This window comes from Pseudomonas sp. H11T01, from assembly GCF_048515765.1.
Taxonomy (GTDB): Bacteria; Pseudomonadota; Gammaproteobacteria; order Pseudomonadales; family Pseudomonadaceae; genus Aquipseudomonas.
Genome location: NZ_JBLYED010000002.1, coordinates 106,893 through 126,414, shown reverse-complemented (window position 1 = coordinate 126,414; position 19,522 = coordinate 106,893). Strand labels below are relative to the sequence as shown.

The 19,522-nt window shown below is 59.9% G+C and carries 20 protein-coding genes and 2 riboswitches; of the genes, 15 read left to right on the top strand and 5 right to left on the bottom strand.

All coding sequences use genetic code 11. The features are described 5' to 3' along the window. The first annotated feature begins 70 nt into the window (after positions 1-70). Positions 71-655, top strand: coding sequence for a Fe-S biogenesis protein NfuA (nfuA, locus tag ACN1C3_RS03130; RefSeq protein ID WP_007898222.1), 585 nt, complete (start codon positions 71-73; stop codon positions 653-655). 271 nt (positions 656-926) lie between these two features. On the opposite strand, the gene cobM is transcribed toward nfuA, so the two are convergent. From cobM to ACN1C3_RS03110, 4 genes are all read right to left on the bottom strand, one after another. Further along, positions 927-1,673, bottom strand: a complete 747-nt coding sequence (gene cobM, locus ACN1C3_RS03125; RefSeq protein ID WP_419114326.1) for a precorrin-4 C(11)-methyltransferase — start codon at positions 1,671-1,673, stop codon at positions 927-929. 81 nt (positions 1,674-1,754) lie between these two features. Next, positions 1,755-2,168, bottom strand: coding sequence for a cobalamin biosynthesis protein (locus ACN1C3_RS03120; RefSeq protein ID WP_419114325.1), 414 nt, complete (start codon positions 2,166-2,168; stop codon positions 1,755-1,757). Beyond that, the gene (locus tag ACN1C3_RS03115) at positions 2,165-2,866 is read right to left on the bottom strand and encodes a CbtA family protein (protein ID WP_419114324.1); all 702 of its coding nucleotides are present in this window, start codon (positions 2,864-2,866) and stop codon (positions 2,165-2,167) included. Before ACN1C3_RS03115 ends, ACN1C3_RS03120 begins: the two co-directional genes overlap by 4 nt. Before the next feature lie 11 nt (positions 2,867-2,877). Continuing rightward, a complete protein-coding gene (locus ACN1C3_RS03110) occupies positions 2,878-3,072 on the bottom strand; it encodes a CbtB domain-containing protein (protein ID WP_419114323.1) in 195 nt (64 codons plus the stop codon). A gap of 98 nt (positions 3,073-3,170) precedes the next feature. Further along, positions 3,171-3,400: riboswitch (cobalamin riboswitch) on the bottom strand. A gap of 143 nt (positions 3,401-3,543) precedes the next feature. Beyond that, positions 3,544-3,773: riboswitch (cobalamin riboswitch) on the top strand. 93 nt (positions 3,774-3,866) lie between these two features. Here ACN1C3_RS03110 and cobW point away from each other — a divergent pair. The 5 genes from cobW to ACN1C3_RS03085 all read left to right on the top strand — a co-directional run bounded on the left by cobW (position 3,867) and on the right by ACN1C3_RS03085 (position 12,426). Continuing rightward, the gene (cobW, locus tag ACN1C3_RS03105) at positions 3,867-4,946 is read left to right on the top strand and encodes a cobalamin biosynthesis protein CobW (RefSeq protein ID WP_419114322.1); all 1,080 of its coding nucleotides are present in this window, start codon (positions 3,867-3,869) and stop codon (positions 4,944-4,946) included. A 3-nt stretch (positions 4,947-4,949) separates the two neighbouring features. Beyond that, on the top strand, positions 4,950-8,723 hold the full coding sequence (gene cobN / locus ACN1C3_RS03100; protein ID WP_419114321.1) for a cobaltochelatase subunit CobN: 3,774 nt from the start codon (positions 4,950-4,952) through the stop codon (positions 8,721-8,723). 171 nt (positions 8,724-8,894) lie between these two features. Further along, on the top strand, positions 8,895-9,902 hold the full coding sequence (locus tag ACN1C3_RS03095) for an ATP-binding protein (RefSeq protein WP_419114320.1): 1,008 nt from the start codon (positions 8,895-8,897) through the stop codon (positions 9,900-9,902). Further along, positions 9,884-10,558 carry a vWA domain-containing protein gene (locus ACN1C3_RS03090; RefSeq protein ID WP_419114574.1) on the top strand — a complete coding sequence of 225 codons (675 nt, stop codon included), beginning with the start codon at positions 9,884-9,886 and terminating at the stop codon, positions 10,556-10,558. The genes ACN1C3_RS03095 and ACN1C3_RS03090 overlap by 19 nt, the downstream gene beginning before the upstream one ends. Positions 10,559-10,779: 221 nt before the next feature. After that, positions 10,780-12,426, top strand: coding sequence for a phospholipase D-like domain-containing protein (locus ACN1C3_RS03085; RefSeq protein ID WP_419114319.1), 1,647 nt, complete (start codon positions 10,780-10,782; stop codon positions 12,424-12,426). 44 nt (positions 12,427-12,470) lie between these two features. On the opposite strand, the gene ACN1C3_RS03080 is transcribed toward ACN1C3_RS03085, so the two are convergent. Then, complete coding sequence (locus ACN1C3_RS03080) at positions 12,471-13,694, bottom strand: NADH:flavin oxidoreductase/NADH oxidase family protein (protein ID WP_419114318.1); 1,224 nt, start codon at positions 13,692-13,694, stop codon at positions 12,471-12,473. Positions 13,695-13,771: 77 nt separating this feature from the next. On the opposite strand from ACN1C3_RS03080, the gene ACN1C3_RS03075 reads away from it, so the two are divergent. From ACN1C3_RS03075 to ACN1C3_RS03035, 9 genes are all read left to right on the top strand, one after another. After that, positions 13,772-14,182: a MerR family transcriptional regulator gene (locus tag ACN1C3_RS03075; RefSeq protein ID WP_419114317.1), complete on the top strand. Its 411-nt coding sequence runs from the start codon at positions 13,772-13,774 to the stop codon at positions 14,180-14,182. Between the two features lie 141 nt (positions 14,183-14,323). Continuing rightward, positions 14,324-14,572 (top strand): type II toxin-antitoxin system Phd/YefM family antitoxin, encoded by a 249-nt coding sequence (locus ACN1C3_RS03070; protein ID WP_419114316.1) that lies wholly within the window; start codon positions 14,324-14,326, stop codon positions 14,570-14,572. Next, the gene (locus ACN1C3_RS03065) at positions 14,562-14,840 is read left to right on the top strand and encodes a type II toxin-antitoxin system RelE family toxin (RefSeq protein WP_419114315.1); all 279 of its coding nucleotides are present in this window, start codon (positions 14,562-14,564) and stop codon (positions 14,838-14,840) included. The genes ACN1C3_RS03070 and ACN1C3_RS03065 overlap by 11 nt, the downstream gene beginning before the upstream one ends. 289 nt (positions 14,841-15,129) lie before the next feature. Then, on the top strand, positions 15,130-15,978 hold the full coding sequence (locus ACN1C3_RS03060; protein WP_419114314.1) for a transporter substrate-binding domain-containing protein: 849 nt from the start codon (positions 15,130-15,132) through the stop codon (positions 15,976-15,978). A 51-nt stretch (positions 15,979-16,029) separates the two neighbouring features. Then, the gene (locus tag ACN1C3_RS03055) at positions 16,030-16,692 is read left to right on the top strand and encodes an amino acid ABC transporter permease (RefSeq protein WP_419114313.1); all 663 of its coding nucleotides are present in this window, start codon (positions 16,030-16,032) and stop codon (positions 16,690-16,692) included. 9 nt (positions 16,693-16,701) lie between these two features. Further along, positions 16,702-17,364, top strand: a complete 663-nt coding sequence (locus ACN1C3_RS03050) for an amino acid ABC transporter permease (protein ID WP_419114312.1) — start codon at positions 16,702-16,704, stop codon at positions 17,362-17,364. Continuing rightward, positions 17,361-18,173 carry an amino acid ABC transporter ATP-binding protein gene (locus ACN1C3_RS03045; protein WP_419114311.1) on the top strand — a complete coding sequence of 271 codons (813 nt, stop codon included), beginning with the start codon at positions 17,361-17,363 and terminating at the stop codon, positions 18,171-18,173. The genes ACN1C3_RS03050 and ACN1C3_RS03045 overlap by 4 nt, the downstream gene beginning before the upstream one ends. Positions 18,174-18,212: 39 nt before the next feature. Then, the gene (locus ACN1C3_RS03040) at positions 18,213-18,602 is read left to right on the top strand and encodes a RidA family protein (RefSeq protein ID WP_419114310.1); all 390 of its coding nucleotides are present in this window, start codon (positions 18,213-18,215) and stop codon (positions 18,600-18,602) included. A 145-nt stretch (positions 18,603-18,747) separates the two neighbouring features. Next, complete coding sequence (locus ACN1C3_RS03035; protein WP_419114309.1) at positions 18,748-19,512, top strand: IclR family transcriptional regulator; 765 nt, start codon at positions 18,748-18,750, stop codon at positions 19,510-19,512. The last annotated feature ends 10 nt before the right edge of the window (positions 19,513-19,522 follow it).

The following is a 19,522-nucleotide window of genomic DNA, read 5'->3' as shown; positions in this document are numbered from 1 at the left end:
ACTTAAATACTAGGACTTTGTCCGGCGCGATGATTGGCGTAAACTGCGCCCAAGCCTGCGAGGAGTTTCCATGACCGCCATAACCATTACCGACGCCGCCCACGATTATCTGGCCGATCTGCTCTCCAAGCAGAACACCCCAGGGATTGGCATCCGAGTCTTTATTACCCAGCCTGGCACCCAATATGCCGAAACCTGCATTGCCTACTGCAAGCCGGGCGAAGAAAAACCGGAAGATACCGCGCTGGGGCTCAAAAGCTTCACCGCGTATATCGATTCCTTCAGCGAAGCCTTCCTGGACGATGCCGTGGTTGATTACGCCACCGATCGTATGGGTGGCCAACTGACCATCAAGGCGCCAAACGCCAAAGTTCCGATGGTCAACGCTGACAGCCCGGTCAACGAGCGCATCAACTATTACCTGCAAACCGAAATCAACCCGGGGCTGGCCAGCCACGGCGGTCAGGTCAGCCTGATCGATGTGGTTGAAGACGGTATTGCTGTGTTGAAGTTCGGCGGCGGCTGCCAAGGCTGCGGCCAGGCTGACGTGACCTTGAGGGAAGGCATCGAGCGCACGTTGCTTGAGCGTATTCCCGAGCTCAAAGGTGTACGTGACGTCACCGACCACACGCAGAAAGAAAACGCCTACTACTAAGGCGTTCGCTGCAAACAGAAAAAACGGCGCCCGTGAGCGCCGTTTTTTTATGGGTGAAAGCCAGACTGCACTGAACCCTGTGGCGAGTGGCCGGGCGGCGTTCCGTTTGCTCCCGCTGGGGTGCGAAGCAGCCCTAAAATCTGCAACTGCGGTTTGTCAGGTAAAACGCATTCGCTGGATTGCGAGGACTTCGTCCTCGATCGCGGGCAAGCCACGCTCCCACATTTGACCGCGTACTCCTGTGGGAGCCGAGCTTGCCCGCGATGGCGTCCTAAGGCCTGTACAAATGCGCATGCCCGGCGCGATACAACGACGACTCGCTGAAATTGTCACTGGCCAACACTCGGCCCACCAGAATTAGCGCCGTACGGCGAAATCCCTTTGCCTGAACCTTTTCAGCGATATCCGCCAGCGTACCCACCACCCAATCCTGATCCGGCCAGGTGGCGCGATGAATCACCGCGATCGGGCAGTCCACGCCGTAGTGCGGGACCAGCTCGGCGAGGATCTTTTCCAGATGATTGACCCCCAGATGAATCGCCATGGTGGCCCCGTGCTGTGCCAGGCTGCCGAGTTCTTCCCCGGGCGGCATCGCGGTTTTGTCGGCGTAGCGGGTCAGAATCACGCTCTGGGACACGTCCGGCAGCGTCAGCTCCGCGCCCAGCAGGGCTGCGCAGGCGGCCGTAGCAGTTACGCCGGGGATGATTTCAAAAGGAATATTCAGCTCGCGCAAATAGCGAATCTGCTCGCCAATCGCGCCGTACAGGCTCGGGTCACCGGAATGCACCCGGGCCACGTCCTGGCCGTTGTCGTGGGCAGTCTTGATCAGTTCGATGATCTGTTCCAGGTGCAGCTCGGCGCTGTTGACCACCCGTTCTGCCTGGTGGCCTTCAAGCACAGCAGCGGGCACCAAGGAGCCTGCATAGATGATGACCGGGCAACTGCGGATCAGCCGCTGGCCTTTGACGGTGATCAGCTCCGGGTCGCCGGGGCCTGCGCCGATAAAGTAGACGGTCATGGCTGTTTCCTGTGCAAAGTCGTGTTGGCAACGCTTCAGATGAAGATTGCTCATGATCAAGGGTGGAGATTATCGGGGGTTTTACGGCGCAGACGCCAATGCAAGGGTGGCCTGGGCGTATTTTTGTCGCGTGATCAGCAGTTTGGCGGGGTTTGGCGTCAGCTGTTCGGCGAGAGCTAAAGCAGTGCTTTCGGCCACACCGTAGCAACCCGTGCGTTCAAAGGCGATCTCTGAGCGGTGACTGAGTCGGGGTTCGTAGGCAGCGAGTTGCGTGCTACTGAAGAACGTCAGCGGCAGCGCCAATTGCTCGGCCAGTTCGAGTAGGCCAGGTTCATCGCGTTTCAGGTCGATACTGGCCAGGGCCCGGATCGCTCGAAGCTCAATGTGATGGGCCTGCAAAGCCTGATCGAGCAGCGCCCGTAGCGTGCTGGCGGGGCAGCCACGCTGGCAGCCCAGGCCGACCACCAGGGGCGGCGCTGTGCTGATGTCGGTCATGCGCGGTATGGGCCTTCGCTTTTGCGACGGAACAGCCAGGCGCTGATCAGGCCCAGGGCCAGCCAGAACGCGGCGTTGGTCAGTTGCGAAGCGATTTTGAATTGTGCTTCGAGCGCTTCCGGCGCCAGGCTGGAATGCACTTCTGGTTGTGGTGCGCCAATGATGTGCGGTACCGCCAGAATTGCCACGCCGAGAATCTTCAGCAGCCAGTGCTTACCGAACACGATCAGCGCGATGCCGACGGCTGTCGAAGACGCTGTACCGATCCACCAGATCTGCCGTGACGCAAGGTCCGCCGCAGCGGTGCCCGGCAATTCAGGTGGCAAACCCAGGGTTGGCGCCAGCACGAAAGTCGCGTAACCGGCCAGGCCCCAGAGCAAACCCTGAGACGTGCGATTCGGTGCGCGCAAGGTATAGAGGCCCGCGAGCATCAGGGCGAAACCGACCGCCACCACCAGATTGCCACCGGTGGTCGACAGTACGCGCTGCCAGCCGTCTTCCGGCTCCCAGGCTTCGGCGTCGTGGGTGTGACCGGCCATGGCGCCTTCAGCATGTTCGTGAACTTCGGCGGCTGGGGCCTTTTCATAGGTTTCCGCCTGGAGAATCAGCGGCGCGACCCAGAAGCTTTGCAGCAGGGTCAGCAACAGGGCTGCAAGCAGCCCGGTGAAACCTGCGGTTTGCGCAATACGCTTGATCATGTAGGCAGGTCTCAATGACACGGGAAGGCGGAGCTGTGACGGGTGTCGTGGGCCGCGTTGTGCACCGCATCAATGTGTGAGAAACCGGCGAAGTACACCAGGCTCGCGCCCAGGATCGATGCGCCGATAGCGGCAATCAGCCGTTGGCTCAGGGTGGAGGTGGTGCTGGTGGTGCCTGCGTGGCGAGTGCTGCTGATGATCGACATGGCGCTTCCCTCTGGTGTGTCAGCGGGTGAATCGAGCGCATGAAAACCCCGCGAGACAGGCACGCAGAGGTTCAAACAGCGCCCGCCCACCGCGGGTTTGTTATTTCAGTATTGCGGGCCGGTCTCCGGGCTCACGAGGGGTTTGGGCTACTGCCTTCACCTGCAAGAATCGCCTTCCCATGCCGAACTGCTGGCACAGTGGATCTGACTCTTCGCTCGCTTACCGTTGCGGGGGCAGCACCGGACTGATCAAGGCTTTGAGTAAAGCACATGACGCACCGGTTTCCCGTTTCACCCTGTGAAGGGCACCCGTAACAAGGTGTGAAGGAGAACATGCGCGGGGGATGGGCGTCAATTGGCAAAGGTTCTCACCTCAAGATTGCGCCGGCCCCTTGTGGCGAGGGAGCTTGCTCCCGCGCCACAAGGGGATCGCAATCACTTTGCGGACATTGACCCGCCTTGCGGCACTGCGTAGCCTTGCGCTTTCGAGGTTCTTCGGCGTTCTCGCCGAAGCTAAGAAGGGAACGCGGTCAATGCCGCGGCTGCCCCCGCAACTGTGAACGGTTCCGTTTCTGCCATGCCACTGCATACTCTTCCTATAGGGCGTCTACCCATAGGGCGAGCGGGAAGGCGTAGAAATCGCCAGTCGAAAGACCGGCACACCGTCAGCCAGGAGACCTGCCTCGTACCAGATTCTCACTACAACCGGGCGGGGTGATCCGGTGGCGAAATCTTCCGCGCCCACGTTCGCGGTTGTCGTCCCGTATGCCCGCCACCTTGCCAAAGGGCATCCGATGAAAACACTGGCCAAACTTCCCGTCACCATCGTTACCGGCTTCCTCGGTTCGGGCAAAACCACGTTGCTGCGGCACATGCTCGATAACGCCCAGGGCCGCCGCATCGCGGTCATCGTCAATGAGTTCGGCGAGCTGGGCATCGATGGCGAAATCCTCAAGCAATGTTCCATCGGTTGCACGGAAGAAGAAGCCAGCGGCCGCGTCTATGAACTGGCCAATGGTTGCCTGTGCTGTACCGTCCAGGAAGAATTCTTCCCGGTCATGCGCGAACTGGTTGCCCGTCGTGCTGATCTGGACCACATCCTCATTGAAACTTCTGGTCTGGCCCTGCCAAAACCGCTGGTGCAAGCCTTCCAGTGGCCGGAAATCCGCAGTGCCTGCACGGTCGATGCGGTGATCACCGTGGTCGACAGCCCGGCCGTGGCCGCCGGCACCTTCGCCGCGTTCCCGGACCAGGTCGACGCTCAGCGCAAGCTCGACCCGAACCTGGACCACGAATCGCCGCTGCACGAGCTGTTCGCCGACCAATTGGCCAGCGCCGACCTGGTGATCCTCAACAAAGCCGACCTGATCAGCCCTGAAGACCTGGCCCGTGTGCGTCTGGAAGTCGCCGAAGAACTGCCGCCAGCGGTAAAAATCATCGAAGCCAGCAGTGGTCGTGTGCCACTGGACGTGTTGATCGGCCTGGGCGCCGGCTCCGAAGAGCACATCGACGGCCGTCACAGCCACCACGACCATCACCACGATGGCGACGCCGATAGTGAAGGACATGACGACCATGACCACGACGCCTTCGATTCCATCTCCATCGAACTGCCCCAAGCCGACGAAAGCCTGCTGCTGGACGTCCTGACCCAGCTGGTGGTTCAGCACGGCATCCTGCGGGTCAAGGGCTTCGCCGCGGTCCCGAACAAGCCGATGCGCTTGCTGATTCAGGGCGTGGGCACGCGTTTCGATAAACATTTTGACCGTGCCTGGCGCGCCGACGAGCCGCGTGCAACGCATCTGGTGCTGATCGGCCAGGCACTGGATGCTGTTCTGATCGAAGCGCAATTGCGCGCCGCACTCAGCGTTTAAGCCATGCACCTGCTCAGGACCCAGCCCGGCGGTTTCGTGTCGGATGACAACATTGCCGACCTTGGACAAACCCCAGCCGAGCTGGTGATCCTGTGCAGCGGTGACTCCAGCCTGGCGCTGCTCGCCGAAGCCGCGCAGCAGTTGCCGGACGACTATCCGAGCCTGCGTCTGGCCAACCCGATGCAGGTGCAGAATCACGCCTCGGTCGACCTGTATGTCGATGAGGTGTTGCGTCACGCCAAAGTCATTCTGATTTCGCTGCACGGCGGGATCGGCTATTGGCGTTACGGCATCGAGCGTCTGGTAGAACTGGCCGAGAAGGGCGTGCAGCTGATTCTGGTGCCGGGCGATGACCGTCCCGACCCTGAACTGAGCGACCTGAGTACGGTGGTTGCCGAAGACCGTGATCGGCTTTGGTACTTCCTGCGTCAGGGCGGTTTGGCTAATGCGCTGGACCTGTATCGGTGCCTCGCCAGTCGTTGGCTGGGCCGCGATTACCCTTGGGCCGAACCGCATATCCTGCCGCGCACGGCGATTTACCATCCGCACAAAAGCAATGCCGCACTCAGCGATTGGCAGGCCGACTGGCACGCCGATCAGCCCGTGGCGGCGGTATTGTTCTATCGCTCGCACTTACAAGCGGCGAACACCGGTTTCATCGATGTTTTCTGCCAGCGCTTGCAGGCGGCAGGGCTTAACCCGTTGCCGATTGCGCTGGCCAGTTTGAAAGAGCCCGGCTGCCTGACGGTGGTCGAGGACTTGCTGGACGAGGTCGAGGCTGGGGTGATTTTGAACACCACCGGTTTTGCCCAATCCAGCCCCGAAGCACCGCACCTGCGACCGTTTCGGCGCAACATTCCGGTGATCCAGGCGATCTGCGCCCAGGACAACGAGCCGAGTTGGCGCGCCAGCGAGCAGGGCCTCGGGCCGCGAGACCTGGCCATGCACATCGCCTTGCCGGAACTGGACGGGCGCATCATCAGCCGGCCTATCAGCTTTAAGGACCTGGCCTGGCGCAGCGAGCGCAGCCAGTCCGACGTGGTTTGCTACCGACCTGCGCCTGCGCGTATGGACTTCGTTGCCGAACTGGCGCGGCGCTGGACTGATCTGGCGCGGGTGCCGAACAGCGAAAAACGTATCGCGCTGATTCTGGCCAACTACCCGACCCGCGATGGCCGGATCGGCAATGGTGTGGGCCTCGACACCCCGGCCGCCGCGCTGAATATCCTGCGGGCGCTGCACGCCGAAGGCTATCCGCTGCCGGCTGATTTGCCGGAAAGTGGCACAGCGCTGATTCAGCAATTGCTCGGCGGCGTCAGCAACGATCTGGAGACCCTCGACCAGCGACCGTGCCAGCAAAGCCTGGCACTGGACGACTATTTCCTGATGTTCAACGCCTTGCCCGAAGCCAATCGCAACGCGGTGCTGGAGCGCTGGGGCACGCCTGAAAGTGACCCGATGTTCCGTGGCGGGCGAATGATGATTGCCGGTCTGCGCTTCGGTCTGACCTTCGTTGGCATTCAACCGGCGCGGGGTTATCAGGTCGACCCGAGTGCGGTCTATCACGACCCGGACCTGGTGCCGCCTCACGGCTATCTGGCGTTCTATTTCTGGTTGCGGCAAACCTATGGCGCCCATGGGGTGATTCACGTCGGCAAGCACGGCAACCTCGAATGGCTGCCGGGCAAGGGTGTTGGCCTTTCGGAAAACTGCTGGCCGGATGCGCTGCTGGGGCCGTTGCCGAATATCTATCCGTTTATCGTCAACGACCCAGGTGAGGGCGCCCAGGCCAAGCGGCGCACCCAGGCGGTGATCATCGATCACCTGATGCCGCCGTTGACCCGCGCCGAGACCTACGGCCCGCTGCGCAATCTCGAACTGCTGGCCGACGAGTATTACGAAGCGCAGTTGCTTGACCCGCGCCGCGCCCGTGAGTTGCAGCGCGACATTCTGAAACTGGTGCGCGAAACCCACATCGACCGCGAACTGCAACTGGACGAAAAGCTCAACAGCGACGCTGACGCAGCGATTTGGCTGCCGCGCCTCGACACTTATTTGTGCGACCTGAAAGAGTCGCAGATCCGCGATGGCTTGCATGTGTTCGGCGAGTCGCCAACCGGTCGCTTGCGCATCGATACGTTGCTGGCGTTGCTGCGCATTCCCCGTGGCGACGGGCGCGGCGCGCAGTCGAGTGTGCTGCGGGCCCTGGCCAAAGCCTTCGAACTGGGCTTCGATCCGCTGGACTGTGCGTTGGCCGAGCCCTGGACCGGGCCGCGACCGGTTGAGCTGCAAGCACTGAGTGATGAGCTTTGGCGCACCGCTGGCGATAGCCGTGAGCGTCTTGAGCTATTTGCCGCGCAGTTGATCGAGCAGGCGTTAAGCGCTGACGTCGACGCATTGAACGAACCGGGCTGGACTGACGTAAAGGCGATCATCGACAGCCTGCGCGAAGTCGTCGCCCCGCGTCTTGACGCCTGCGGCCCGGCAGAAATGCGCGGTCTGCTGGATGCGCTGAGCGGGCGTTTCGTCCCGGCCGGCCCCAGCGGTGCACCGAGTCGCGGACGGCTGGACGTGCTGCCCACCGGGCGCAATTTCTTCTCGGTGGATGTGCGCAACCTGCCGACCACCACGGCCTGGCGTATCGGCTTTCAGTCGGCGAACCTGATTCTTGAGCGGCATTTGCAGGACCACGGCGACCACTTGCGTCAGCTGGGGCTTTCGGTCTGGGGCACGGCGACCATGCGCACCGGTGGCGACGATATTGCCCAGGCCATGGCGCTGATGGGCGTGCGCCCGGTGTGGGCGACCGGCAGTCAGCGGGTCGATGACTTTGAGATTCTGCCGCTGAGTCTGCTGGACCGGCCGCGAGTGGACGTCACCTTGCGGGTTTCCGGGTTCTTCCGCGATGCCTTTGCCAACCTGATCCGTCTGTTCGACGCAGCGGTGCAGGCCGTGGCCGCGCTGGACGAGCCGGATGACATGAACCCGCTGGCGGCCAAAGTCCGCAGTGAGCGGGAGGCGCTGTTGCAGTCCGGGCTGGACGAGGATACTGCAACACGTCAGGCCGGCTGGCGGATATTCGGCGCCAAACCCGGGGCCTACGGCGCAGGAGTGCAGGGCGCTATCGACGGTCGTTTGTGGCAAAGCCGCGAGGATCTGGCTGAGGTTTATCTGAACTGGGGCGGTTACGCCTATGGCGGTTCCGATGAAGGTACGGCGGCGCGCGAACAGTTCGCCCAGCGTTTAAGTCAGGTCCAGGCAGTCCTGCAAAACCAGGACAACCGCGAGCACGACTTGCTCGACTCCAATGACTATTACCAGTTCCAGGGCGGCATGCTCGCCGCCGTGGAAAGCCTCAGTGGCGAGCAAGCTGCCAGCTACCATGGCGACCACAGCCAGCCTGACCTGCCGAAGATCCGCACGTTGAAGGAAGAGCTGAACCGGGTGATCCGTTCCCGCGCAGCCAATCCCAAGTGGATCGAGGGGGTCAAGCGTCACGGCTATAAAGGTGCTTTCGAACTGGCGGCGACCGTGGATAATCTGTTCGCGTTCGACGCCACCACGCAGTTGATCGACGATCACCAGTACGCCTTGCTGGCCGATGCCTATTTGCTCGACCCGTCGACCCGCGAATTCGTTCGGCAACACAACCCCCATGCCTTGCGCGACATGACCGAGCGCATGCTCGAAGCCCAGCAGCGCGGGATGTGGAGCGAACCGGGTAAGTATCGCGAGGCGCTGGAGAATTTGTTGTTGGATATAGAAGAAGATTCGTAGAGCCTTGCGACGCGTTTCTGCAGAGGAATAGCGGTCACAGGTTTTGCGAGGACTTCGTCCTCGATCGCGGGCAAGCCACGCTCCCACAGGTTTTGCGCATAACCTGTGGGAGCGTGGCTTGCCCGCGAAGACGTAATAACAGACACCGCAGATGACGACCGAGACCCAAACATGAGCGACACCCCACATTTCCCACTGTCCGCCGTGGTCGGTGCCGATGCCTTGAAGCTGGCGCTGTGCCTGACGGCTATCGATCCGAAGATCGGCGGCGTGCTGATCGAAGGTCCGCGGGGCATGGCCAAATCGACCCTGGCCCGTGGTCTTGCGGACCTGCTGGCCAGCGGGCAGTTCGTCACCTTGCCGTTGGGCGCCACTGAAGAGCGTCTGGTCGGCACGTTGGACCTGGACGCCGCATTGGGCGAAGGTCGGGCGCAGTTTTCTCCCGGCGTATTGGCCAAGGCCGACGGCGGCGTACTCTATGTCGATGAAGTGAATCTGCTGCCTGACCATTTGGTTGATCTGCTACTCGACGTGGCCGCCAGCGGCACCAACCTGATCGAGCGTGATGGCATTTCCCATCGACATTCGGCGCGGTTCGTGTTGATCGGCACCATGAACCCGGAAGAGGGCGAATTGCGCCCGCAGTTGCTCGATCGTTTTGGTCTGAACGTGGCCTTGAGCGGGCAGACGCCACCGGCCGAGCGTGGCCAGATCATTCGTCGCCGATTGGACTTCGACACTGATCCGCAAGCGTTTTGCGCCGAGTGGGAAGACCAGCAGCACGCCCTGCGCAAACGTTGCCAGCAGGCGCGCTCGGCCTTGGCGAGCATTCCCCTCGACGATCAGGCCCTGACGCAGATCACCGAGCGTTGCTTTGCTGCGGGCGTCGACGGGCTGCGCGCTGATTTGGTCTGGCTGCGCGCGGCTCGCGCCCATGCCGCATGGCGCGGCGTGCAGGCGATTGCTGAAGAAGATATCGACGCGGTGGCCGAATTCGCCTTGCGCCATCGCCGTCGCGAGCAGTCGCCGCCAGCACCAAACCAGGCCAACGCGCCACAGGCTCAATCTGCACAGAACCCCAACCCGGCCGAAGGCCAGGGCCAATGGGGCGAAATGCCCGCTCAAGCGCTGCCGGTCGGCGCTCGACGTGAAGTGCCGCGCTGGCCAAAAAAGCCCTAGGCATTCGCCCTCGATCTGACGCGGGGGCGGATGCCAAGCCCCGAGCAGGACGGCTGGACAACGGCAGGCAAGGCAAGAGTCGTGCGGCGCGCAGCGGTTCGATCAATTGGCCGGGGACGTTGCTCAACGGTCGGCCAAGTCAGCGTGAGGATTTGCTTTACCGTCTGCGCAGTCGTTCGCCTCATGAGTTGTGGCTGGTGATCGTCGACGCCTCGGCCTCGACTCGCCGTCATCAGGCCCTGAGCGACGCAAAAGGGCTGTTGGCGCAGTTGTTCGATGACGCTTACCGGGCACGGGCGCGATTGGCGTTGCTGACCGCCAGTGGTCACTTGCCGAAATGGCAGGTGCAGGGCCTCAAGGCTTCAAAAGGATTGAGCAGTTGGCTCGATGCACTGGGCGCGGGCGGTGGCACGCCGTTGCTGGCTGCTCTAGGCGAAGCGGCCCAGTGGCTTGCGTTCAGGCAAAAGCGTTTTCCGGCTGAGCAGCAGCGAGTGTTGTTGCTGACTGATGGACGTTTGAAAGACTGGCCAGCGCTGCCAATCTTTAATTGCCCAAGTCTACTGGTGGACGTTGAGCGAGGTCCGATTCGGTTAGGGCGGGCCAAGGCTTTGGCGAACGGGTTGCAGGCGGATTATCGGCATATTGATGATTTGTAGCTGGGTTGAAATCTCTGCTGTCTGTTGCGCCCTCATCGCGAGCAAGCCCGCTCCCACATTGAGTTTTTGGTGTACATGAAATTTTCGGCTAACCCAGATCCAATGTGGGAGCGAGCCTGCTCGCGATTGCAGCACCTCGGTTATAGATAAATCGCGACATTCGGATCCCTGCGTAACCCACAGAACCTATGCTGTTGAGCAATCAATCAAAGGAGTGAAACATGCGCGTACTCGCCAGCAACAGTCAGGACGACTTTCGCGTCAAAGCCTATGCCGGCACCAATGGGGTGTTACTGGCCATGGACCTCGCCGAATCCCGCCGCAAAGGCTTGCTGGGGTTTGCCATCGAGAAGCAGCAAGGCGACAAGCCCTGGCAGTTTCTGTTCAACAGCCTGACCTTCCCCGGCAAAGCCCACACCTTCCCTCAGTACCACGCCACGCCCAGCGATATCGCACCATTGCAGAAGTTTCGCTGGGCCGATTACGCGGTCAATCCAGGCACAACGATCCAATACCGTGTTTATCCGGCCTATGGCAGTGCCGATGCACCGCAATTGGGCGAGGCGCTGGAAGTGACGGTCACCTCAGACAACGGTCAACCGCAGGGCCAGCGGGTCATCTTCAATCGAGCGGTAGCGGCCAGCCAGGCGTTCTCGCGTAAATTCGCCGATCTCGACGCACTGCTCAGTGCCAACAAGAACCTGCCCATCGAAGCCTGGCCTGATGCGCCGCGCCAATGGCTGGAAAACGGTTTGCTGGAAGAGCTTTTGGGTTTTATCGAGCGCGCCGTGGACGATCAATGGGCGCTGGACATCGCCATCTACGAGTACCAGTTGCAGTCGATCATCGACGCGGTCAACGCCGCGTTCGCCCGTGGGGTGAAGGTCCGAGTGCTGTATCACGCGCAACCGGGTGATGCCGACACCGCGATGAACGAAGCGAGCCTGGAAAAAATCCCTGCAGCGAGTAAACGAGGGCGCGTCACCCATAACATCTTCCATGACAAATTCATCGTGCTGAGCCAGCTCAACCCGACGGGTGAATACGTGCCTGAAGCGGTGCTCTGCGGCAGCACCAACTTCACGCCCAACGGCGTTTATCGTCAGGCCAATGTGGTACATGTGCTGGACAACGCTCGTGTGGGCCTCAGCTATCTGCAAGTGTTCGAACAAATCTGGGACGCGCCGGCCGATGTCGGCGCCACCCGTAAATGGCTCACGCAAAACAATCCGATGGACCCGGCGCAAGCACTGTTCGCCGGTTTTTCGCCGCGCGCAGGCGAAGGCGACTTGCATGAGTTCGTCGACATCATCAACGCCGCCAAGAAGGATGTGTTGTTCGTCACGGCATTCGCGCTGCCGGACGAGATCCTCAATGCCTTGCTCGGCCAGCCTCACGATGATGTGTTGCGCTACGGATTGCAGAACACCGCCAGCCGGATCAGCGGTTTTCATGCCGACCGAACGGCCGAATTTGCGGCCACCGCGCTACTGAACACCGGTCTGGAAGGTTGGCTCAAGGAAGGCTTGAAAGGCCAGAAGGGCAACCTGCTGGTGCACACCAAAGCGATCATCAGCGACTTCACCAGCGATGCTCCGGTGATTATTAGCGGAAGCCATAACCTCAGCGTCGCCGCCAGCAACGGCAATGACGAAAACTTCCTGATCATGCGTGGTGACACCGATCTGGCCGATCGCTATGGGCTGGAACTGCTGCGCTTTTACGAGCATTACCGGTTTCGCTACTTCGCGAAACAACTGGCGCTCAAACAGGTCCAGCCGCTGGCCGTGGACGATAGCTGGAGCGATGACTATTACCTTGAGGGCGATTTGCGGATGCTCTCAAGATTGCGTTTCTCTGGGCGTTAATTGCGTGTGCCGGGGGCTACGCTGCTCAACGGTCCAACACAACATTACTTGGCCATCGCTGCGCGGTACTGACGTGTGCGTTTGGCGATGTATAGCTGGTCGAAAATCAACGCAAACAGCGCTGAAACCTTCGGTTTTGGTGTGCGGCCGCGGCTCAGGCGGTGCATCTGAAAGCGCACCATCGCCATGGTCGCGAGGGAGGCCAGGGGTTTGCGTTTCCAGCGCACGGGTTGCAATTGAGGATGACTGTGTTGGCCATTGCGCCATTGTTTCGGCAATTGCGGTTCCAGCGCCAGGGCCGTGGCAATCCCGGCCATCGCGATGCCGCTGTCCAGCACTTGCTGAACGATCGGTAAACGGCTGATGCCGCCGGTGACCATCACCGGCATCCTGGCTACCGTCGCCAACTCGCTGGCCATCTCCATGAAGTACGCCTCACGGGCCAGTGTGCGGCCGTCCCGGGCTTCGCCTTGCATGGCGGGTGCCTCATAACTGCCGCCGGACAACTCAAGCAGATCCACCGCCAGCGGATTAAGCAACTCGATAACCTGACGGGCATCGTCAGCATCGAAGCCTCCGCGCTGGAAATCAGCGGAGTTGAGCTTGACCGCCACACAGAACCCCGGCGAAACCCGTTGGCGAACAGCATTGATCACCGCCACCAGCAAACGTGCGCGATTCTCCAGCGAGCCACCCCAACGGTCGGTCCGACGATTGCTCAGCGGCGAGAGAAACTGGCTGATCAGGTAGCCATGGGCAGCGTGAATTTCGACACCGGTAAAACCGGCTTTCTCGGCGAGCCAGGCGCTGGTGGCGAAACGCTGGATCACTTCTTCAATATCGTCTTCGGTCATTGGTTTGGGTTGGGCGAACATTTTCGAAAACTGGCCCAACTCCAGCGCGACGGCGGACGGCGCCCAGGCTTCCTGCCCGAGATTGGCCATGGTTTGCCGACCTGGATGATTGAGTTGCACCCAGAACTGCGCGCCTTTTGCGCGGCCGACGGTGGCCCATTGGCGGAATTTGTCCAGGTGTGTTTCATCTTCCAGAGCGACTCCACCGGGGCCGGTCATGGCGCGACGGTCGATCATCACATTGCCGGTCAGTAGCAGGCCGGACTCACCGTCGGCCCACGCCTGATACAGCCGTATCAAGGCTGGGGAGGGCGCCTGCTCGGTATCGGCAAGGTTCTCCTCCATCGCTGCTTTGGCAATGCGATTGCCGATCGTCTGACCGTTGGGCAAATTCAACGCTTGGAAGGGTGACATGCTTGACTCCTCATCAGTGGAGAGTAGAGGCTAAGCTTAAAGTTAACTTTAATGTCAAGCGTTCAAATGAGGCCTTTATGAAAATTGGTGAATTGGCACAACTGAGCGGGTTCGCCGCTTCGCGCATCAGGTTTTATGAGGCTCAGGGACTGATCCATCAGGTGCACCGGCGAACCAATGGTTACCGCGAATATCCACCCCAGGTGTTGCGAACCCTGGAAATCATCCAGTGCGCGCAGCAGGCCGGGTTCAGTCTGCAGGAGCTCAAACAGTTATTGCCGGCAGGTGGGCAGGGCGATTGGAAGCAGGATGAGATGCTCGCCAGTCTGGAAAGCAAGGTCGAGCAGATTGAAGAGATGCAACTGCACCTGGCCCAGAGCAAGGCAAAGCTGTTGGGAATCATCAATACCATCAAGGTGCGGCCCGACGGCATGCCCTGTGAGGAAAATGCCGAGCGGGTGTTGGCGTCGATCAAGGGCAATCAGTAAGGCGGGATCGTTCGATTCGCGGGCAAGCCCTGATGACATAGCCCGCAAGCGACACCGGCTCTTATGACAAAGGGTAGAAGCCAGGTTTTCTAAGAAGTGCTATTTTCAGCACTCTTAAAAGCACTCCAAAGGAGCAGTGCCATGACCCATATTGTGCTATCGCAAGTCGTCGCGAGCATTTCCGAACTGAAAAAAAATCCGATGGGCACCGTTGCTGCCGGCGGTGGACTGTCGGTTGCGATCCTCAATCGCAATGAACCTGCTTTCTATTGTGTCCCGGCAAAAGAATACGAAGCCATGATGGACCGTCTTGAAGACATGGAGCTTGTCGCCCTCTGCCGCGAACGAGAGAACGATCCGACGATCAAGGCTTCTCTCGATGATCTATGAGCTGGAGTTTTCCGATAAAGCCTGGAAGGAGTGGCACAAGCTTGGGGCCACATTGAAGGAGCAGTTTAAAAAGAAACTTCAGGAGCGACTCAGTAACCCCCATGTCCCCGAAGATCGACTGAGCGGGATAGACAATGCCTACAAGATCAAATTGCGTAGTGCCGGGTATCGGTTGCTTTACCGGGTGGTGGATGAAGTGTTGGTGGTGACCGTTATTGCCGTTGGAAAAAGGGAACGGGGAGCTGTTTATCACGAAGCCAGACGGTGATGTCCGTCGCTGGCCTGTATTTTATGAAGAGTAACATTGCACCTTTCTGAATCACCCGCGCCTTAATTTGTGACCCAACTACCCGCGCCTTGTAGCCAAAGGTAGCGGGCATGCAATGTGCGTTTAGTAACGCTCATTCCTACGCCTGTTCTCATCCCGTTGATTCAACACACTTTTCAATCCCTCCAGGATTTCTCCCATGACCTGTGGCACACTTTCTGCTGTCTATTCCGTTGTTACATACCAAGTTCCGGTATAGCGGAATAAATATCACCCTGGAGTGCTTGCCATGCATCGCCGACTTTCCTTGTTTAAAGCGTGTGTTTTTCTCTTCGCCGCTGGGGCCTCTGCTGTGGGTGTCGCGCAGGCGGCGGACAGCAAGCTCGATAGCGTGTTGAAGCGCGGGCATTTGATTGTGGGTACGGGCAGTACCAATGCGCCGTGGCATTTCCAGGGCGCGGACGGCAAGTTGCAGGGTTTTGATATCGATATTGGGCGGATGGTCGCCAAGGGTTTGTTCAATGACCCAACCAAGGTCGAGTTCGTGGTGCAGTCGTCCGATGCGCGGATTCCGAACCTGCTGACCGACAAGGTCGACATGAGTTGCCAGTTCATCACCGTGACCGCCAGCCGTGCGCAGCAGGTGGCGTTCACCTTGCCGTACTACCGCGAAGGCGTTGGCCTGCTGTTGCCGGCCAACAGCAAGTACAAGGAAATCGAAGACCTCAAAGCCGCTGGCGACGGCGTGACCGTTGCTGTGTTGCAGAACGTGTACGCCGAAGAGCTGGTGCACCAGGCATTGCCCAAGGCCAAGGTCGATCAGTACGACAGCGTGGATTTGATGTATCAGGCGGTGAACTCCGGCCGCGCCGACGCAGCCGCCACTGATCAGTCGTCGGTCAAATACTTGATGGTGCAGAACCCTGGCCGCTATCGCAGTCCGACTTATGCCTGGAGCCCGCAAACCTATGCGTGTGCGGTCAAACGTGGCGATCAGGACTGGCTGAACTTCGTCAACACCGTCTTGCATGAAGCCATGACCGGCGTGGAGTTCCCAACCTACGCGGCATCCTTCAAACAGTGGTTTGGCGTCGAGCTGCCGACGCCCGCTATTGGTTTCCCCGTCGAATTCAAATGATCCGGTGAGAGTGGGGCGACTTGATTCGCCCCGCTCAAGGTACTGCTGACCATGAACTATCAGTTGAACTTTGCCGCCGTATGGCGCGATTTCGACACGTTGCTGGCGGGGCTCGGATTGGGCCTGGAGCTGGCTCTGGTGTCGATCGCCATCGGTTGTGTGATCGGCCTGATGATGGCGTTTGCGTTGCTGTCCAAACATCGCTCGCTGCGGGCCATGGCATCGGTGTATGTGACGGTGATCCGCAATACGCCGATTCTGGTGTTGATTCTGTTGATCTACTTCGCCTTGCCGAGTCTGGGCATTCGGCTGGACAAGATTCCGTCGTTCATCATCACCCTGTCGCTGTATGCCGGGGCGTACCTGACCGAAGTGTTTCGCGCCGGATTGCAGAGCATTCCCAAGGGCCTGCGCGAAGCCGGTTTGGCGATCGGTCTGGGTGAGTGGCAAGTGCGCGCCTACGTCACCGTGCCGGTGATGTTGCGCAACGTGCTGCCGGCCCTGTCGAACAACTTTATTTCGCTGTTCAAGGACACCTCGCTGGCGGCGGCCATTGCCGTACCGGAGCTGACCTATTACGCGCGCAAGATCAATGTCGAGAGCTACCGGGTAATCGAAACCTGGCTGGTGACCACAGCGCTCTATGTTGCCGCCTGTTACCTCATTGCCATGCTGCTGCGTTACCTGGAGCAGCGTCTGGCGATTCGCCGTTAGGAAGGCCCCATGTACGAATCCCCTAGTTGGTTACACGAATTGTGGGTGGCTCGCGAAGTGTTGTGGTCGGGCTTTTTGACCAGCGTGCAGTGTTCAGTGCTGGCGATTTTGCTCGGCACCTTGATCGGCATCGTCGCCGGGCTGGTGTTGACCTACGGCAAGTTCTGGATGCGCGCGCCATTTCGCTTTTACGTCGACCTGATCCGCGGCACGCCGGTGTTTGTGCTGGTGCTGGCCTGCTTCTATATGGCGCCGGCACTGGGCTGGCAGATCAGCGCGTTTCAGGCCGGTGTTTTGGGCCTGACGCTGTTTTGCGGCTCTCACGTCGCGGAGATCGTCCGCGGTTCGTTGCAGGCGCTGCCGAGCGGGCAGATGGAAGCGAGCAAGGCCATCGGCCTGACGTTTTATCAGGCCCTGAGCTACGTGTTGTTGCCCCAGGCACTGCGGCAGATTTTGCCGACCTGGGTCAACTCATCGACCGAGATCGTCAAGGCCTCGACCTTGCTGTCGGTGATCGGTGTGGCCGAGTTGCTGCTCAGTACCCAGCAGATCATCGCCCGGACCTTCATGACCCTGGAGTTTTACCTGTTTGCCGGTTTTCTCTTTTTCATCATCAACTACGCCATCGAGTTACTCGGCCGGCATATTGAAAAGCGGGTGGCCTTGCCATGACTCACGCTCAAGTTTCGACTCAAACCCCAGCCAATCCAAACGAAGCCCAGGCATTGCTGAGCATTCGCGGGCTGCACAAACAATACGGCAAGCTTGAGGTACTCAAGGGCGTTGATCTGGAAATGCAGCGCGGTAACGTCGTCACGCTGATCGGTTCCAGCGGCTCGGGCAAGACCACGTTGTTGCGCTGCGTGAACATGCTTGAAGAGTTCCAGGGTGGGCAGATCATGCTCGATGGCGAGTCCATTGGTTACCACGAGGTCAATGGCAAGCGTGTGCGTCACCCGGAAAAAGTCATCGCCCAGCATCGGGCCATGACCGGCATGGCGTTTCAGCAGTTCAATCTGTTCCCGCACTTGAGCGCGTTGCAGAACGTCACGCTTGGGCTGCTGAAGGTCAAAAAGTTGCACAAGGATCAAGCGGTCGCGTTGGCTGAAAAATGGCTGGAGCGTGTTGGCTTGCTGGATCGGCGTAACCACTATCCCGGTCAGTTGTCCGGCGGTCAGCAGCAGCGTGTAGCGATTGCCCGGGCGATTGCCATGAACCCGAGCCTGATGCTGTTCGACGAAGTGACCTCGGCGCTGGACCCGGAGTTGGTGGGTGAGGTGTTGAACGTGATCAAAGGCCTGGCCGAGGACGGCATGACCATGTTGCTGGTTACCCACGAAATGCGCTTTGCCTTTGAAGTCTCGGACAAGATCGTCTTCATGAATCAGGGCCGTATCGAAGAGCAGGGGCCGCCCAAAGAGCTGTTCGAGCGCCCGCAATCGCCGCGTCTGGCGGAATTCCTCAAAACCACCCGTTTTTAGTTTTTTATTCAATTTGGTTTTTTAACAGGAGAAACACCCATGAGCATTACTCGTTACGGCACCGGTAGCACCGCCGGTGGCGGCCAGCCCCGTCCTTTTGCCCGTGCAGTCGAGGCTGATGGCTGGCTGTACGTGTCCGGCCAGGTTCCGGCGGTGAATGGCGAGATCATCAACGGTGGGATCGTCGAGCAGACTCACCAGACCATGCGCAACCTGATCGCCATCCTCCAGGAGGCCGGTTATGACCTGGAAGACGTGGTGCGTGCCGGCGTATGGCTGGAAGACCCGCGGGATTTCTGGAGTTTCAACAAGGTGTTTTCCGAGTACTTCGCCAGCGAACACGCCCCGGCGCGGGCCTGCGTGCAGGCGAACATGATGGTCGATTGCAAGGTTGAGATCGATTGCGTTGCCTACAAGAAAAAGGCGTAGACCGCGTTGAATTCTTCGCGAGCAAGCTCGCTCCCACATGAGACCGCATTCCAATGTGGGAGCGAGCTTGCTCGCGAAGGCGGCCTAACAGTCAACGCAGCGTTCTGGCAATATCCCCGGCGAATTTGAATGGGAATCCACTGACATGACCGAAGACACCATCAAGCGTCGGGCTCGCGGGCTGGACCGGGCGTTCGATATCCTCGATTTCCTCAAGGAAATCGGCCAACCGTTGCGCCCCAACGACATCGCCAGCGGCATCGGCAGCCCAAAATCCACGGTCTATGAGCTGGTTGCATCCCTGCTCGAACGACGGATTCTCGAGCCGGTGGGCAAGGACGGTCACGTCTATCTGGGCCGCCAGTTGTACTTCCTCGGTCAGGCGCACTTGCGTCATTTCGACCTGACCCGCGAGGCCGATCACGCGTTGCAGGAGATTGTCAGCCAGACCCGTGAAACCGCACAAATGTGCCTGCTCAACGGGCGCAAATACACGGTTGCGCTGATGAAGGAAGGCGAACGGCATTTCCGGATTTCTTCGGACATCGGCGAAAACGCGCCGATTCCCTGGACCGCCTCCGGACGCTTGCTGCTGAGCCATTTGAGCGATCAGGAGATTGTCGACCTGATCGATCACGACGACTTCATCCTGCCCGACGGCGAGCGCCTGCCGCTGGAAACCTTCCTCAAGGAAATTCGTCAGGCCGGCATCGACGGGTTCTTTTCCTTCGACAGTGTCGCCGACACCTTTACCCATTGCTTCGCCGCACCGGTGAAGGACGAGCGCGGCATTTGCATTGCGACCCTGTGCATCGTCGCCCCACGGGCCGACGCCAAGAACAATTACAACGACTACCGCCGGGTGCTGATAGAAAGCGCGAACAACCTGGCCCGTCGTATCAACGAATAGCAGTGGCTGC

Coding starts and splice junctions, on each gene's coding strand:
- ACN1C3_RS03110 (WP_419114323.1), bottom strand. CDS start 3,072: ATGTCGATCATCAGCAGCACTCGCCACGCAGGCACCACCAGCACCACC.
- ACN1C3_RS03075 (WP_419114317.1), top strand. CDS start 13,772: ATGAAAATTGGTGAATTGGCACAACTGAGCGGGTTCGCCGCTTCGCGC.
- ACN1C3_RS03070 (WP_419114316.1), top strand. CDS start 14,324: ATGACCCATATTGTGCTATCGCAAGTCGTCGCGAGCATTTCCGAACTG.
- ACN1C3_RS03080 (WP_419114318.1), bottom strand. CDS start 13,694: ATGTCACCCTTCCAAGCGTTGAATTTGCCCAACGGTCAGACGATCGGC.
- nfuA (WP_007898222.1), top strand. CDS start 71: ATGACCGCCATAACCATTACCGACGCCGCCCACGATTATCTGGCCGAT.
- ACN1C3_RS03055 (WP_419114313.1), top strand. CDS start 16,030: ATGAACTATCAGTTGAACTTTGCCGCCGTATGGCGCGATTTCGACACG.
- ACN1C3_RS03085 (WP_419114319.1), top strand. CDS start 10,780: ATGCGCGTACTCGCCAGCAACAGTCAGGACGACTTTCGCGTCAAAGCC.
- ACN1C3_RS03050 (WP_419114312.1), top strand. CDS start 16,702: ATGTACGAATCCCCTAGTTGGTTACACGAATTGTGGGTGGCTCGCGAA.
- ACN1C3_RS03035 (WP_419114309.1), top strand. CDS start 18,748: ATGACCGAAGACACCATCAAGCGTCGGGCTCGCGGGCTGGACCGGGCG.
- ACN1C3_RS03040 (WP_419114310.1), top strand. CDS start 18,213: ATGAGCATTACTCGTTACGGCACCGGTAGCACCGCCGGTGGCGGCCAG.
- ACN1C3_RS03095 (WP_419114320.1), top strand. CDS start 8,895: ATGAGCGACACCCCACATTTCCCACTGTCCGCCGTGGTCGGTGCCGAT.
- ACN1C3_RS03115 (WP_419114324.1), bottom strand. CDS start 2,866: ATGATCAAGCGTATTGCGCAAACCGCAGGTTTCACCGGGCTGCTTGCA.
- ACN1C3_RS03065 (WP_419114315.1), top strand. CDS start 14,562: ATGATCTATGAGCTGGAGTTTTCCGATAAAGCCTGGAAGGAGTGGCAC.
- ACN1C3_RS03060 (WP_419114314.1), top strand. CDS start 15,130: ATGCATCGCCGACTTTCCTTGTTTAAAGCGTGTGTTTTTCTCTTCGCC.
- cobW (WP_419114322.1), top strand. CDS start 3,867: ATGAAAACACTGGCCAAACTTCCCGTCACCATCGTTACCGGCTTCCTC.
- ACN1C3_RS03120 (WP_419114325.1), bottom strand. CDS start 2,168: ATGACCGACATCAGCACAGCGCCGCCCCTGGTGGTCGGCCTGGGCTGC.
- cobN (WP_419114321.1), top strand. CDS start 4,950: ATGCACCTGCTCAGGACCCAGCCCGGCGGTTTCGTGTCGGATGACAAC.
- ACN1C3_RS03045 (WP_419114311.1), top strand. CDS start 17,361: ATGACTCACGCTCAAGTTTCGACTCAAACCCCAGCCAATCCAAACGAA.
- cobM (WP_419114326.1), bottom strand. CDS start 1,673: ATGACCGTCTACTTTATCGGCGCAGGCCCCGGCGACCCGGAGCTGATC.